This window comes from Microbacterium sp. Y356, assembly GCF_059445355.1.
Window position 1 is genome coordinate 133,566 of the sequence record NZ_JCAIUE010000002.1, and the last position, 13,403, is coordinate 146,968.

Here is a 13,403-nt window from a genome sequence, read left to right on the forward strand (position 1 = left end):
GGTCGGGCCAGCCTCTGTAGCTCAATGGAAGAGCAGTTCCGTCCTAAGGAAAGGGTTGGGGGTTCGACTCCCTCCAGGGGCACCACGAAATCAGTTCGATACGAGGAAAGCGGTTCCGGCCCGATCGCCGCAACCTCAGCGGCCTCTCGCCGCCCACGCCTCGAACTCGGACTGGACCTGATCAAAGAACGCCGTCTTGGCCAGGGTGTAGTCGTCGTAATCAGCTTTGCCGATCTGCTGTGCGCTGAGCGTTCGTTTTACGTCCTCATAGCGCTGGCGGGCGTCGTCGTTCGCTCGAAGCCAGTTGCGGAACCAGACCGTGTACAGACCCCACGGTGAATCCGCGCGCCGGACGTGAAGTATCGCTTGGTCGTCTTCGTGCCAGAACAGCCGTTTCTCCCAAACGAGGGGATCGGCCACGATCGACCCCCTCGGTAGATCGCGATCAACGCCGGGGGAATCGGGGCGCGAACCGCGCGCTCGCACGTAGCCGAGCGGTGCGAGCCTGGTGATGAGTTCGACCTCCGAGGGGAGCGGAGAGATGCGCAGTTGCAGGTCTACGAACGGCTTTGCGGCGAGACCCGGCACCGATGTCGAGCCGATGTGATCTAGCTCTGCAGCCTCCGCGCCGTCAAGCCCACCTACAGCGTTCCAGACGCCCGATAGCAGTCGCGACGCGCGCTGTGCCCACTCCGCCTGGTGCTCGATCAATGCGGCCGGGTTCTTCTCGTCGTTCATCCGGCCCAATCTACGGGTCGTGAATCCGAGCGGCAAGGAAAGACGCGATGAGCTGCGGCGGTCGTTTACCGTCACCAGCGTGCATGCCTGGATCTACACGTCACCACTTCTCTCCTAATATGAACATGTGCAGCCAATCGACACCCTCGCCGTAGTTGGTGAGGTGCTGTCGTGGATCGGCCTCGGTATCGGCATCCCGCTCCTCGTGATCGCCGGAATGATCGCGCTCGCCGAAGGACGCTGGGAACGCGTCGACATGGCGGTGATCGATCGCGACGGCGTCCTGATCGCGCGATGGTTCGCCGGTGGGGAGTTTCACGAACGCCCACTCACCTCACGCGAGCACGTGGAGGACGACTGGCATCGAGGATTTGTGAGCGCGCGGAACCCGAGTCATGTGCGGACGCATCCGCCGATGCTGCGGCACTTCTTCCTGACGCTGGGTACGGTCTTCACCGCCATCGGCGCGATCGGACTCATCGTCTCGTTCATCCCCGCCTTCGTCTGAGATCAGGCCAGCGCAGGCGCCGTCGAACGCTGACGCTCCAGGCGGCGTAACAGTGCGGACAGCTGTGTGGATGCCGTCTGCGGATGCTCTGGATGCCATTGCACGGCTGTGATCGGTGCCGACTCGTGGGTGACTGCCTCGATCACACCGTCGGATGAGCGGGCGCCAACACGGAGTTCTTTACCCAGCTGGTCGAGCGCCTGATGGTGGGTGCAGAGCACGGCCCGAGTCGCATCGATGTCAAGGTGCAGATCCACAGCGGGGTCCAGGCGCAGCCGTGTGTGGACGAAGGTATCGGCGGAAGGCGTTCGCGCGCGATGCTTCTCCGCGGTGAGGTGTTGCACGAGCGTGCCGCCGAGAGCGACGTTGATGAGTTGGATGCCGCGGCAGATGCCCAACAGCGGTGTGCGTTGCTGAATCGCCTCCAGGACGACCGCAATCTGCGCGCGGTCCGCGCGTGACTCGTGCTGCCCTGAGCCGGGATAGCGCTCGTTGTCGCTGTAGAGCGATGGGGCGACATCCTCTCCGCCCATGAGCACGATCATGTCGGCTTTCCTCGCAGCCATCAACGTTTCCGTTGTCGATTGCTCTGCGGTGGCGATGAGTTCCGCGGTCCAGTTCATCGCCTGGATCGTCTGCAGCGTCGACGCGTTCAACATGTCGAGCGCGTCCTGGTAGCGCGGATTGGACGGGCGCGAGTTCCTAATATGAACGACAGCGACGTGGTGACGCGGGGAAGGCATGATCACATCCTGCGTCGTCAGCTTTGCGCGACGGGGTCGGATGTGTTTCCGGCACGTTGCCGGCACAGGACTGCCGGCCGGCGTTGGATGCGGACTACTTCTTCCCGCGGTGCAGTTTCGACGGCCACCAGATCGAACGCCCGATGTCGTACGCCAGGGCCGGAACCAGCAGCGACCGCACGATGAAGGTGTCCAGCAGCACGCCGAACGCGACGATAAACGCCAACTGCACCAGGAACAGGATCGGAATCACCGATAGCGCAGCGAACGTCGCCGCTAGCACAAGACCGGCCGAGGTGATCACGCCACCGGTGACGGACAGCCCGCGCAGGACGCCCTCTCGGGTGCCGTGCTTGATGGATTCTTCGCGCACCCGCGTCATCAGGAAAATGTTGTAGTCGATTCCGAGCGCCACAAGGAACACGAAACCATAGAGCGGCACGGCTGGGTCTGCACCGGGGAAGTCGAAGATCCCGTTGAATACCCACGCCGCCACACCCATCGCGGTGCCGAACGACAACACGGTGGTGAGGATCAGCAGCACCGGTGCCAGGATCGAACGCAGCAGCAGCATCAGGATGATCAAGATCACGATCAAGATCAGCGGGATGATCAGATTTCGATCGTGAATCGACGTGTCATTCGTGTCGATCGACGTGGCTGTCACCCCACCCACGATCGCGTCGTGCTCGGAAAGTTCTGTGCGGAGGTCGCGGACCGTGGATGCCGCGGCATCCGAATCTGCAGCGTCGCTCAGCGTCGCCTGCAGCATCACGTCACCGTCGACGACGGTCGGCTCCGGAGCAGGCGTTCCGGGAGGACCGAACGCCGTGATGCCGTCCTCAGTGACGCTGGCTGTGCCGCTGGGGGAATCGGATGCATTGACGGAGACCGCATCGACGCCTTCGTGCGCCAGCAGCAGATCTGCGACCTCTTGCAGCGAATCTTCGGCGACGACCACGTAGGCAGGGCTCCCTGAGCCGCCGGGGAAGTGCTCGCCGAGCGCGACCTGGCCGTCTCGGGCTTCCGATGCGCCCAGCACCAGTTCGGACTGCGGAATCCCCGAAGCGTTGAGCTGAGTGAATCCGGTCGCCCCAGCGATGAGCACGAGCGTCGTCACGATCCAGATCAGGCGCGGACGCTTCTGGATGCCGCGGGCAAGAAACGCCCACAGGCCCTTGGTGGCGATGCCTGTCTCCGCTGCCACGACTTCAGGTTCGAATGCCGGGCGACGCGGCCAGAACACTGCCCGCCCGAACGTGAACAGCAGCGCGGGCAGGAGCGTGAGCGCGGAGAGCATGGCGAACACAATGCCGATGGCAGCGACAGGTCCGAGCGTGCTGTTGGACTTCAGATCGCTCAGCAGCAGGCAGAGAAGCCCCGCGATCACCGTGCCACCGGAGGCGGCTATCGGCTCAAGCGATCCCTTCCACGCAGCGATGGTCGCCGCGCCCTTGTCTTTCGTGTGGCGCAGTTCTTCACGGAATCTCGCGACGAAGAGCAACGAGTAGTCGGTCGCCGCACCGATCACCAGGATGAATAGGATGCCCTGCGTCTGGCCGCTGAGCAGCAGGATCTCCCACTTCGCGAGCCACCACACCACCAGCAGCGCCACGCACAGACCGAACAAGCTGGTGGAGAGCACGACGATCGGCAGCAGCGCAGAGCGGTACACGAGGATCAGGATCAGGAATACGGCAAGCAAAGCGACGCCCAGCAGCAGTCCGTCAATGCCCGCAAATCCGGCTACGAGGTCTGCGGAAAAGCCGGCAGGCCCGGTGATGTAAACAGCCACGTCGTCCGGCGTCGCCGCACGCAGCTCGTCGCCCAGGGCTGACACTGCGTCGCCGAGCTCGGCATCGCTGGAGATCGGGATGAACGCCTGAACAGCCTTGCCGTCCTCGGAGGGAATGCCGGGGGAGACCTCGTCCGCCACACCCTCGATGTCTGGCGCGCTCGCGATGGCTTCGTTGATCGCAGCAAGCTGGTCTTCGTCAAGTTCGCTGTCGCCGACGAACACCGCGATTGCGGGGATCGCATCGGAGTCGTTGAACTCGCTGAGCAGTGCTTGCACCTTGGTGGCGTCAGCATTCGAAGGCAGGTAGCTGGTCTGATCGTTAGAGGAGACCTCGCTGACCTTTCCAAACAGTGGGCCGCCGAGTCCGGCTCCCACAAGCCAGACGAGAATCAGCACCGCCGGGATGACTACTCGCGCCAATGAGCGACGGCGCACGCGAACGCGCGTGGTGGTGTTGGTGTCGTCGATCATGTCATCCCCTTTGCTAGCCAGGCTAGATTAAAACCTAGCATGAAACATTCTAGGCGCTAGCATCAGGAGATGCCCCCCGTCCCTCCCGAACCCACCGAGTCGAGTGCTTTCGCATTCGGCTCGGCGATCTATGACGTCGAAGTCAGCGATCCAAAGGGAGAACTGATCGATCGTGCGGGAATGTCCGAAGACGACATCCGTCAGATCAGCGGAGTCATGCGTGCGCTGGGTGGGCTCCGAGACGCCGAGCAGAAACTGTCAGAGGCCTCGCTGCGCTACATGAAGCTCAACCAGACCGATATGCGTGCGCTGCATTTTTTGATCGCCTGCGAGAACAGTGGAGTCGTCGCGACCCCCGGCGCAATCTCCGCGCACCTGCGCATCTCGACCGCATCCACCACCAAGCTGCTTGATCGACTCGAGCGCGGCGAACACATCACTCGTTCGCCGCATCCCTCTGATCGCCGTGCCTTGGCGATCGCCATCACGCCGGAGACACGGAAATCGGCAGTTGAGACGGTGGGACGTCTGCATGCCCGCAGATTCATTGCGGCCGCACGTCTGTCGCACACGGAGCGTGAGATCGTCACACGATTCCTCACGGACATGACAACGGAGATTGCCCTCGACGATGAACCGTGGGCAACCTCCGCAGAAGATTGATCAGTGTCTAGTGCGCGGCGCGGTATGCCTCGACCACTGTCTGGGGGATGCGGCCGCGTTCGGAAACCGGGTGACCGTTGGCGTTCGCCCATTCACGGATTACGGCGGTCTCGGGAGAGGACGCCGCGCGCGTGCGTGTCGAGCCTCGGGAAGCGGATGCCGAAGAGCGCCGTGCAGCCGAAACAAATGGTTCCAGTGCTTCTCGCAAAGCATCCGCATTCTCGGTGGTCAGATCGATTTCATAAGCGGTGTTGTTGAGCGAGAAAAGAACAGTCTCGCCCTCACCGATTCCGAGGATCGTTCCATCGATGTCGTCTACTAGCTGGTGCACAATACGTCGGGCCATTTGTTCAGTGTACGCAGAAAAGAATGGCGGCTACAACGATTCTGTCGTGATTCGAGAATGATTCTTTACGTTTATGGGAGCAGACCGGCCCGGCGCGCCCGCGCGACGGCAGCATGTCGAGTTGAAGCATCCAATTTGGACATCGCCGTGCTGAGATAGGCCTTCACAGTTCCTTCGCGTAGTCCGAGCTCTGCGGCGATCTCGGCATTCGTGTAGCCGAGTGCAGCGCACGCGAGCACATCAGTCTCGCGCGGCGACAGATGGACTGTGGGAATCGATCCGGTCGTGGCTGGAGCTTCATCGCCAGCGACAGTGAGCAGCCTCTGCTCGAGACGTGCGAGGCTTTCGCGCAGAAGGGGGTCACTGATACTTCCAGACAGTCCGCGCAACTCTGCAAAGCTCTCACGCAATTCTTCGCGATGGAGGGCGGTGAAGGTGGGGCTACGCGGTGCCAACGAGCGCAGTCGCCGATCGACCTCGTCGCGCACTCGCAGCTCGGATGCCACAGAATCGGCGACCGCCATCGCCGGCGCTGTCGTGATGCCGCCGATGGGTGTTTCACCCCACGCTCCGGCATAGAGAACGCCGCGTGAGCGCCCGTTCACGACGATGGGAAGTGCCAGGAGAGTGCGCAGGCCTTCGCCGAGAACGAAACCGTCGTAGTCGTGGGTTATGTGCTGAGAGGAGCCGTAATTGCTGGTCATCCGGGGCCGGAGTTCCATCATCGCGCGACCGCCAAGGCCGCGCTCGGAACGAACCTTGAGCCCCTCGAGACTGTGGGTGCGGGTCCCGACGATGCTGGTGACCGAAACGACGCCGTCTTCGATCAGGCCGCCGAAAGCGACGGGGAAGCGGGTGCGTTGAGCCAGCTCGCGCACTGCCTGCGCGACGATGTCGGTGTCTGGGTCCAGGGTGATGGTGTTCATCGAGTACCTACTTTCGGGGGTGACGACGCTGTTCCCCGTTTCGTAGCGTCGACCCTACCACTCGCAGGGTACCGCCTTGCGAGCTCCCATACGTGTGGCAAGGAGGCCTCATGACCGATCGAACCGACGCTGAACGGGTAGATGGAATCGACTACATCGCCGTTCAGCAGTCACCAGGATTCCAAACACTGAAGAGAACGCAACGGTCCTTCATCTTTCCGTTGGCGGCGCTCTTTCTGATCTGGTACTTCACCTACGTGCTGTTGGGTGCATATGCGACGGAATTCATGGGACAGCGGGTGTGGGGCGATATCACCGTCGGGCTGCTGCTCGGACTCGCACAGTTCGTCACGACTTTCGCCATCACGATGGGATACGTCTCCTTCGCCAACCGAAAGCTCGATCCGAAAGCGGAAGAAATCCGTGAAGAGCTGGAGAAGGTTGAGGCGCAGGCATGAACATCGTCCATTTGGCTGCCGCGCCCGCCGGTGAGAATAACCCCGTCCTCAATATCTCCATCTTTGCCGCATTCGTCGCGGTGACCCTTTTCATCGTCATTCGTGCCAGTAAGAACAACAAAACGGCCGCCGATTACTACGCGGCTGGCCGTTCCTTCACCGGACCTCAGAATGGCTTCGCCATTGCCGGTGATTATCTGTCTGCCGCATCCTTCCTCGGCATCTGCGGCGCGATCGCCGTAAATGGGTATGACGGATTCTTGTATTCCATCGGATTCCTCGTCGCTTGGCTGGTGGCGTTGCTGCTTGTCGCCGAGATGATGCGCAACACCGGTAAATTCACGATGGCCGATGTGCTCTCGTTCCGCCTCAAGCAGCGTCCAGTGCGGATGGCAGCCGCGATCACCACGCTGGTGGTGTGCTTCTTCTATCTGCTCGCCCAGATGGCCGGTGCCGGTGGTCTGGTCTCGCTACTGATGGGCATCGACGGCAAGGTCGGCCAATCGATCGTCATCGCCGTCGTCGGCCTTCTGATGATCGTCTACGTCCTCATCGGCGGTATGAAGGGCACCACCTGGGTGCAGATCGTCAAGGCTGTGCTGCTCATCGCCGGCGCTTTGGCGATGACCATCTGGGTGCTCGCACTGCACGGCTTCAACCTGAACACGCTGCTCGAAACCGCAGTCGCGAACTCGCCGAACGGCGATGCGATCCTTGCACCGGGGCTTCAGTACGGCGCCAATCCCTTGGACTTCATCTCGCTCGGACTTGCCCTGGTGCTGGGCACCGCAGGGCTTCCACACGTGCTGATGCGCTTCTACACCGTTCCGACGGCCAAGGAAGCGCGACGTTCAGTCGTGTGGGCCATCTGGCTGATCGGTGGGTTCTACCTGCTGACGCTGGTGCTCGGATACGGTGCAGGCGCGCTCGTCGGCGCTGATGTGATCAAGGCCGCCCCCGGCGGCGTGAACTCCGCAGCACCGTTGCTCGCGCAGTACCTCGGTGGCCCACTCCTGCTCGGTTTCATCTCCGCCGTCGCGTTCGCGACGATCCTTGCGGTCGTGGCAGGACTCACCATCACGGCGGCTGCGTCGTTTGCACACGACATCTATGCGAACGTCATCCAGAAGGGCCGCAAGAAGGCGGATGGAACGCCGGTCGACGCTGACCCGAACGCGGAAGTGAAGGTTGCTCGTCGCACGGTGATCGTCATCGGCATCCTCGCGATCCTCGGTGGTATCGGTGCACAGGGGCAGAACATTGCCTTCCTCGTCGCCCTTGCCTTCGCTGTTGCGGCGTCCGCGAACCTGCCGACGATCCTTTACTCGCTGTTCTGGCGGCGCTTCAACACTCGTGGTGCGGTGTGGAGCATGTACGGCGGTCTGGCGTCTGCGATCATCTTGATCGTCCTCTCGCCGGTGTTCTCCGGTTCGGAGACCGCGATGATTCCAAGTATCGACATCGCCATCTGGCCGCTCAACAACCCGGGCATCGTCTCGATACCGCTCGGGTTCTTCCTGGGCTGGCTCGGCACGGTCACGAGCCGCACGATCGAATCTCCTCAGCTTGCTGCGGAGATGGAAGTGCGATCGTTGACCGGCTTCGGCGCAGAGAAGGCGGTGGATCACTAGCCGCCTGCGTCAACAGAATCATTGATCGAACAGGAACCCCCGACGGCCCACACGTCGGGGGTTCCTGACGTTTATTGCTCCAGATCGAGCAGGAAGCGCTTGTGCTCAGGATGCGCGCCATACTGACCCGGACTGCCATCGGAGCGCACCACACGGTGCACCGGCACGATGATCGAGAATGGAGTCAGCCGGCACGCGGTACCGACTGCACGGGCAGCGCCGGGGCTACCAGCGGAAGCTGCGACTTCGCCGTAGCTCATGGTCTCGCCCCATTCGATCGTGTTGATCGTCTGAAGCGCCGCGCGGTGGAAGCCATCGACCAATCGCCAGTCGAAGCGCAGGTGCTCGTGGAATCGCACCGGGGTGCCGGCGAAGTAGTCATCGAGCAGATGCGCAAGCTCGTCGGCTGCGCCTGGATCGGGGGCGGGCACGTCGTGGAGACGTGCAGAGATGTTCTCGAGCAGCCATGGCACCGAGGGATCTGCCGACTCGGAAAGGTCGAAACGTACGATTCCCTCGTCTGAGAACACCACCAGCGCATCACCGAACGGTGTGGGTGCGAAGTCGTAGCGGAATGTCATGACACCATCCTGACGTGCGTCGCGGACTTCAGAAGGCGCTGATCACATGGGTGGGGGAGAACCAGGCGTAGGTGCTCGGGTGTGCAGAAAAAGTGGCCCAATCCGGTGAAACCCGGCCAGAATACAGGGATCGAGCACCTACGGAGCCTAGTGTGTCCTATGTGTGGCGACGTGAAGAGAAGGCTGCGGAATCTGCGATGACGCTCGGCAGCCAACAGGACGACCAGACCGTAATCGCGGTCGCTCACATCGCTGACGCCGAACGCACCCGGCTGCGGGCTGAAGCCGCCGATCTCGGTGGGCCATCGCCGCTTGTCAACTACCGCGACTCCGTCGAGGGTGGAATCGATATCTCCAAGGCTCACCCGGGGAGCCTGCCGCAGTTCATCACCGGAAAATCCACGCTGCTGTCCAACCTCTTCCGCGATGAGGTTGGACTGCGCACTGCACGCCTGGCCGCTGAGCGGATCACCGCCAAGCACACTGAGCTGCGCACGGTTCGCGGCATCGAGGCCGTTCACCTGGCTGTCGGTCTCGCCAGCTGGCGCATCGGGGGAGCTGACTTCGCTGCTCCCGTGCTGCTGCGTCCACTTGCCATCCGCCGGCATCACACCGACTTCGAGCTGAAGCTGCAGGGTGCGTTCGTCGTCAATCCCGAACTGGTGAGCGCTGCGCGCGAGCACTTCGGGATCACGATCGATGCGGAGACACTGGCATCGCTGGCGTATGACGGTGGCATCTTCAAGCCACAACCGGTCATCGACAGCCTGCGCGTTGCGACCCAGTCGATCGACACGTTCACTGTGCTGCCGCGACTGGTCGTGTCGACCTTCGCCGACGTCGCCTCCGCGATGGCACGCGACAGCCGCGCACTCGATCATCAGCTGCTGAACGCTCTGGCAGGTCACGTCGCCGACCGTGAGCAGGTGACCTCTGCGCGTCCGCAACCGCACATCACCAGTCCGGATGACCGTGCTCCGGCATCCGACACGCTCCTGCTCGACGCTGACGCTGAGCAGGAATCGGTGTTGGCTCGAATCTCCGCTGGTCATTCGCTCGTCGTCTCCACGTTGCCAGGCACCGGCGGCACCCAGACCGTCATCAACGCACTTGGTGAACTCGTGCGCGCAGGCAAGCGTGTGCTTGTCGTGTCTGCACGACGTTCCACCCTCGACGGCGTTCGTCATCGTCTGACAGGTATCGGGCTGGACAGCTTCGCGGTTTCCCCTGCAAGCATCCGGCGTGACCTCGTTCGCGCGATCGGACGCAACGAGAAGGCGACCGCGCCCAAGGTCAGCGACGTAGATGATGCGCTGGTGCGCCTGCGTGCCGTCTTGCTCGACTACCGCACGGCACTGACTGCTCCGGTCGCCGGCATCAACGCATCCGTACTGGATTCCACCAGGCAGCTCACCCGCCTGGCATCGCTGCCGGTGCCGCCGTCGACGACCGCGCGGCTGAGCACAGAAACGCTCCGCCGACTCACCGACAATCGCGCCGACGCCGCCGCTGCGCTCGTGCAGGCTGCGCGTCTGGGGGAGTTCCGCTTCGGACCAGATGACTCTCCCTGGTACGGCGTGAGCTTCAATAGCACCGAAGCAGCGCGCTCGGCGCACGAACTCGCCGGCCGGCTGCACGCTTCCAGCGTGCCCGCTCTGATGGAGCGCGGCTACGAGCTCATTTCTCAGACACACATGCGGCCTTTCGCGACGATCGACGAGCTGGGTGAGTACCTGCACCTGCTCGAAGGCATCCGTGACTCGCTCGACCGCTTCAGCCCGACGGTCTTCGAGCGTCCGCTTGGCGAGCTGATTCAGGCGCACGGCTCTCGACGCGATGCTCCGGGGCTGTCGGGTGCGAACCGTCGCCGGCTGCGTCGCCTTGCCAAGGAATATGTGCGCCCCGGCGTGCACATCACCGAGATGCACGAAGCTCTGTTGCGCATTCAGCAGCAGCGCACGCAGTGGCAACGATTCGTCGATGCAGGTGTCGCCCCTGAGGTTCCGCTCGGTCTGTCCGAGGTGCTCGGATCCTGGCAGCGGGTGAGCGCTGAGCTGGCCGAGCTCGACACCGCTCTCGGCCGTCGCGAGCCGCTCGAGGCGCTACCCGTCGAACGACTCGTGCGCACCCTGGCAGGGCTTGCCGCACGCTCGGACGTGTTCGACAACCTCGTCGAACGCGCCACCATTCGCGACAAGCTGGCGACTCTCGGGCTGGAACCGCTGCTCGCCGAGCTCTCGGTGCGGCATGTCGCGGAAGATCAGGTCGCCGAAGAGCTCGAGTTCGCCTGGTGGCAGTCGCTGCTGGAGCGAGCGTTGCAGGACAACCGTGCCCTGCTGGGAGCGAATACCGCGGTCGTCGACCGTCTGGAGCGAGACTTCCGCCTCGTCGATGAGGCTCACGCCGCGATGGCGGGGCCGCTGCTGGCCTGGCAACTCGCAAATCAATGGCGGATCGGCATCGTCGATGAGCCCACTGAGTCGCAGCACCTGCGACGTGCGCTCACCCAGGGCACCCCATCAACGGCAGAGATCGTATCCGCAGCGCCCACACTGATGAACGTGCTGGCGCCAGCCTGGATCTCCTCTCCGTATCAGGTGCCCGAGATTCCGGAATCGGTCGAGTTCGACACGGTTCTGCTGGTGGATGCTGCGGCTATCAACCTTGCCGAGGCAGCCCCCGCAATTCGTCGTGCACGCCAGGTAGTTGCCTTTGGCGACCCGGTGACGCAGCGACCGTCACCGTTCACCATGGCAGTGGATGCTGACACCGAATGGGAAGCTGAGGTCCCATACGATGAGACCTCGGTATTCGAGCGGCTTGCAGAGCTGCTGCCGGTGATGACGCTGACCCGCAGCTACCGTGCCGGTGGCGAAGACCTCGCCGAGCTCATCAACGATGCCTTCTATGGCGGCGAGATCATCTCGCTGCCCTGGGCCGGTTCCTACCTCGGGCGCGGCAGCCTCACCGTCGATTACGTCGAGGGTGGTGTCGGCACACCCGACCCGATCTCCGGCGCCGTGGAGAGCCCTGACGCCGAGGTCTCGCGTGTTGTGACGCTGGTGGTCGAGCACGCCGTGCACCGTCCGACCGAGTCGCTCATGGTGATCACCGCGAGCGCCCGCCACGCAGAGCGTGTTCGTGCCGCGGTGACGACGGCCTTCGCCGGACGCTCAGACGTTGCAGACTTCGTCGGTCGCTATACCGCAGAGCCGTTCGCCGTGCTCACGCTGGAAGAGTCCGTGGCGGAGAGCCGCGATCGAGTGATCTTCTCGCTGGGCTACGGACTCACCAAGCATGGCCGAGTGCTCAGTGATTTCGGCGACCTGTCCACACCTGACGGCGAGCGGCTGCTCACCGTCAGCATGACCAGGGCACGTCGCTCGATGGTGCTGGTCTCCTCTATCCGTCCTTCGTCATTCGATGACGGACGCCTTGCGCATGGGGCATCCACGCTCATGTCGATCCTCGGGGGGTTGGCGACACGCAGCCGCGAATCGCGCCTGGAAGACCTTGCCGACCCGCTCACCCTCGCCCTGGCCAGGGAACTGCGACGCCTCGGCGCATCCGTCGACGTCGACTATCGCGGCCTGCTGCCACTGGTCGCGCAGCACAAGGGCAAGGCCGTCATCATCGAGTCTGACCCCGAGACGCGCGGAGAGTCGCTGCGTGAGACTCTGCGACTGCGTCCGCACGTGCTGCGTCGCCTCGGCTGGCACTATGTGCGCGTGCACGCTTTCGACCTCTACAGCGACCCGGTGACCACGGCGTCCCGCATCGCCGCGGTACTCGGAATCGCAGCGGACGCAGTGAAGGCCGACAACGACACGCAGCCGCTCAATTTCTCTGACGATGCGTGACGATCACTCTTCGGAGTCCGAGCGCCAACGCGTCGTCCGGGTCCCCGGCAGCCGTCGCGCACGCCTGACGCCGGCGCCCGGCACCGATACGTCACCTGACGTGGTGACGAACCAGCCACCCGCGAAGGAATCGGTCAAAGGGCGCGGTCCGAACGACGACCGGATGCTGGGCGACGTCCCCCCGCACTACTGAGCGCGGCATCAAGAAAGCCCCCGCCTCCCGAAGGAGACGAGGGCTTGTGCTGATGCTGAGTTTCAGCTCACGCTGTTCTTGCGGAGCAGATCGCGAATCTCGATGAGCAGCTCCTGCTCGTTCGGCAGGGTCTCCTCCTCTACCGCGGGGTTCAGTCGGGCCTGGCGTTCCTTGTACCTGTTCATCGGCACGACGAACACGAAGTACACGACGAGCGCGACGGCCAGGAAACTGATGAGCGCCGTGATGAGGTTGCCCAGCGGGAACGTGACCGGCTGGCCATAGATTCCGAAGATCGTCGGACCGATGTTCCCCGCCGCGTCCGCTGTGTAGAACAGTGAGACGAGTGGAGTGATGATGCTGTCGACCACCGCGGTCACGATCGCCGTGAACGCACCGCCGATGACCACGGCCACGGCAAGGTCGATGACATTGCCCTTCGTGATGAATTCCTTGAATCCCTGGATCATGGGAACCCCCGTTGAAT

General features: G+C 63.2%; 12 protein-coding genes and 1 tRNA gene. 6 read left to right on the forward strand and 7 right to left on the reverse strand.

All coding sequences use genetic code 11. From position 1 onward, the window contains the following. The first annotated feature begins 10 nt into the window (after positions 1 to 10). Positions 11 to 85, forward strand: a tRNA-Arg gene (locus AC1C2Q_RS14300). A 50-nt stretch (positions 86 to 135) separates the two neighbouring features. Here the strand turns inward: AC1C2Q_RS14300 and AC1C2Q_RS14305 are convergent. Then, entirely contained in the window at positions 136 to 738 is a 603-nt protein-coding gene (locus tag AC1C2Q_RS14305; protein WP_495450662.1) for a GrpB family protein, read from the reverse strand. A 127-nt stretch (positions 739 to 865) separates the two neighbouring features. Between AC1C2Q_RS14305 and AC1C2Q_RS14310 the strand changes: the two genes are divergently transcribed. Continuing rightward, positions 866 to 1,246 carry a hypothetical protein gene (locus tag AC1C2Q_RS14310; protein ID WP_495431897.1) on the forward strand — a complete coding sequence of 127 codons (381 nt, stop codon included), beginning with the start codon at positions 866 to 868 and terminating at the stop codon, positions 1,244 to 1,246. Positions 1,247 to 1,248: 2 nt separating this feature from the next. Here the strand turns inward: AC1C2Q_RS14310 and AC1C2Q_RS14315 are convergent, their stop codons facing one another. Continuing rightward, a complete protein-coding gene (locus AC1C2Q_RS14315; RefSeq protein ID WP_495450663.1) occupies positions 1,249 to 1,989 on the reverse strand; it encodes a gamma-glutamyl-gamma-aminobutyrate hydrolase family protein in 741 nt (246 codons plus the stop codon). A gap of 94 nt (positions 1,990 to 2,083) precedes the next feature. Beyond that, positions 2,084 to 4,258, reverse strand: coding sequence for an MMPL family transporter (locus AC1C2Q_RS14320; protein WP_495450664.1), 2,175 nt, complete (start codon positions 4,256 to 4,258; stop codon positions 2,084 to 2,086). A 69-nt stretch (positions 4,259 to 4,327) separates the two neighbouring features. Here AC1C2Q_RS14320 and AC1C2Q_RS14325 point away from each other — a divergent pair, with 69 nt between their 5' ends. After that, a complete protein-coding gene (locus tag AC1C2Q_RS14325; protein ID WP_495450665.1) occupies positions 4,328 to 4,921 on the forward strand; it encodes a MarR family winged helix-turn-helix transcriptional regulator in 594 nt (197 codons plus the stop codon). Positions 4,922 to 4,928: 7 nt separating this feature from the next. Here AC1C2Q_RS14325 and AC1C2Q_RS14330 read toward each other — a convergent pair whose 3' ends face one another. Together AC1C2Q_RS14330 and AC1C2Q_RS14335 are read right to left on the reverse strand one after the other, a co-directional pair. Beyond that, positions 4,929 to 5,267, reverse strand: a complete 339-nt coding sequence (locus AC1C2Q_RS14330) for a histone-like nucleoid-structuring protein Lsr2 (RefSeq protein ID WP_495450666.1) — start codon at positions 5,265 to 5,267, stop codon at positions 4,929 to 4,931. A 71-nt stretch (positions 5,268 to 5,338) separates the two neighbouring features. After that, entirely contained in the window at positions 5,339 to 6,193 is an 855-nt protein-coding gene (locus tag AC1C2Q_RS14335) for a LuxR C-terminal-related transcriptional regulator (protein ID WP_495450667.1), read from the reverse strand. A gap of 110 nt (positions 6,194 to 6,303) precedes the next feature. Here AC1C2Q_RS14335 and AC1C2Q_RS14340 point away from each other — a divergent pair, with 110 nt between their 5' ends. Next, positions 6,304 to 6,651 carry a DUF485 domain-containing protein gene (locus AC1C2Q_RS14340; protein ID WP_495431903.1) on the forward strand — a complete coding sequence of 116 codons (348 nt, stop codon included), beginning with the start codon at positions 6,304 to 6,306 and terminating at the stop codon, positions 6,649 to 6,651. Next, entirely contained in the window at positions 6,648 to 8,282 is a 1,635-nt protein-coding gene (locus tag AC1C2Q_RS14345; RefSeq protein ID WP_495431904.1) for a monocarboxylic acid transporter, read from the forward strand. Before AC1C2Q_RS14340 ends, AC1C2Q_RS14345 begins: the two co-directional genes overlap by 4 nt. A gap of 71 nt (positions 8,283 to 8,353) precedes the next feature. On the opposite strand, the gene AC1C2Q_RS14350 is transcribed toward AC1C2Q_RS14345, so the two are convergent. Continuing rightward, the gene (locus AC1C2Q_RS14350; protein ID WP_495450668.1) at positions 8,354 to 8,863 is read right to left on the reverse strand and encodes a methylated-DNA--[protein]-cysteine S-methyltransferase; all 510 of its coding nucleotides are present in this window, start codon (positions 8,861 to 8,863) and stop codon (positions 8,354 to 8,356) included. Between the two features lie 197 nt (positions 8,864 to 9,060). Between AC1C2Q_RS14350 and AC1C2Q_RS14355 the strand changes: the two genes are divergently transcribed. Continuing rightward, on the forward strand, positions 9,061 to 12,723 hold the full coding sequence (locus tag AC1C2Q_RS14355) for an AAA family ATPase (RefSeq protein WP_495450851.1): 3,663 nt from the start codon (positions 9,061 to 9,063) through the stop codon (positions 12,721 to 12,723). 255 nt (positions 12,724 to 12,978) lie between these two features. Here AC1C2Q_RS14355 and mscL read toward each other — a convergent pair whose 3' ends face one another. Then, entirely contained in the window at positions 12,979 to 13,386 is a 408-nt protein-coding gene (gene mscL, locus AC1C2Q_RS14360; RefSeq protein ID WP_495431906.1) for a large conductance mechanosensitive channel protein MscL, read from the reverse strand. Positions 13,387 to 13,403: the final 17 nt, after the last annotated feature.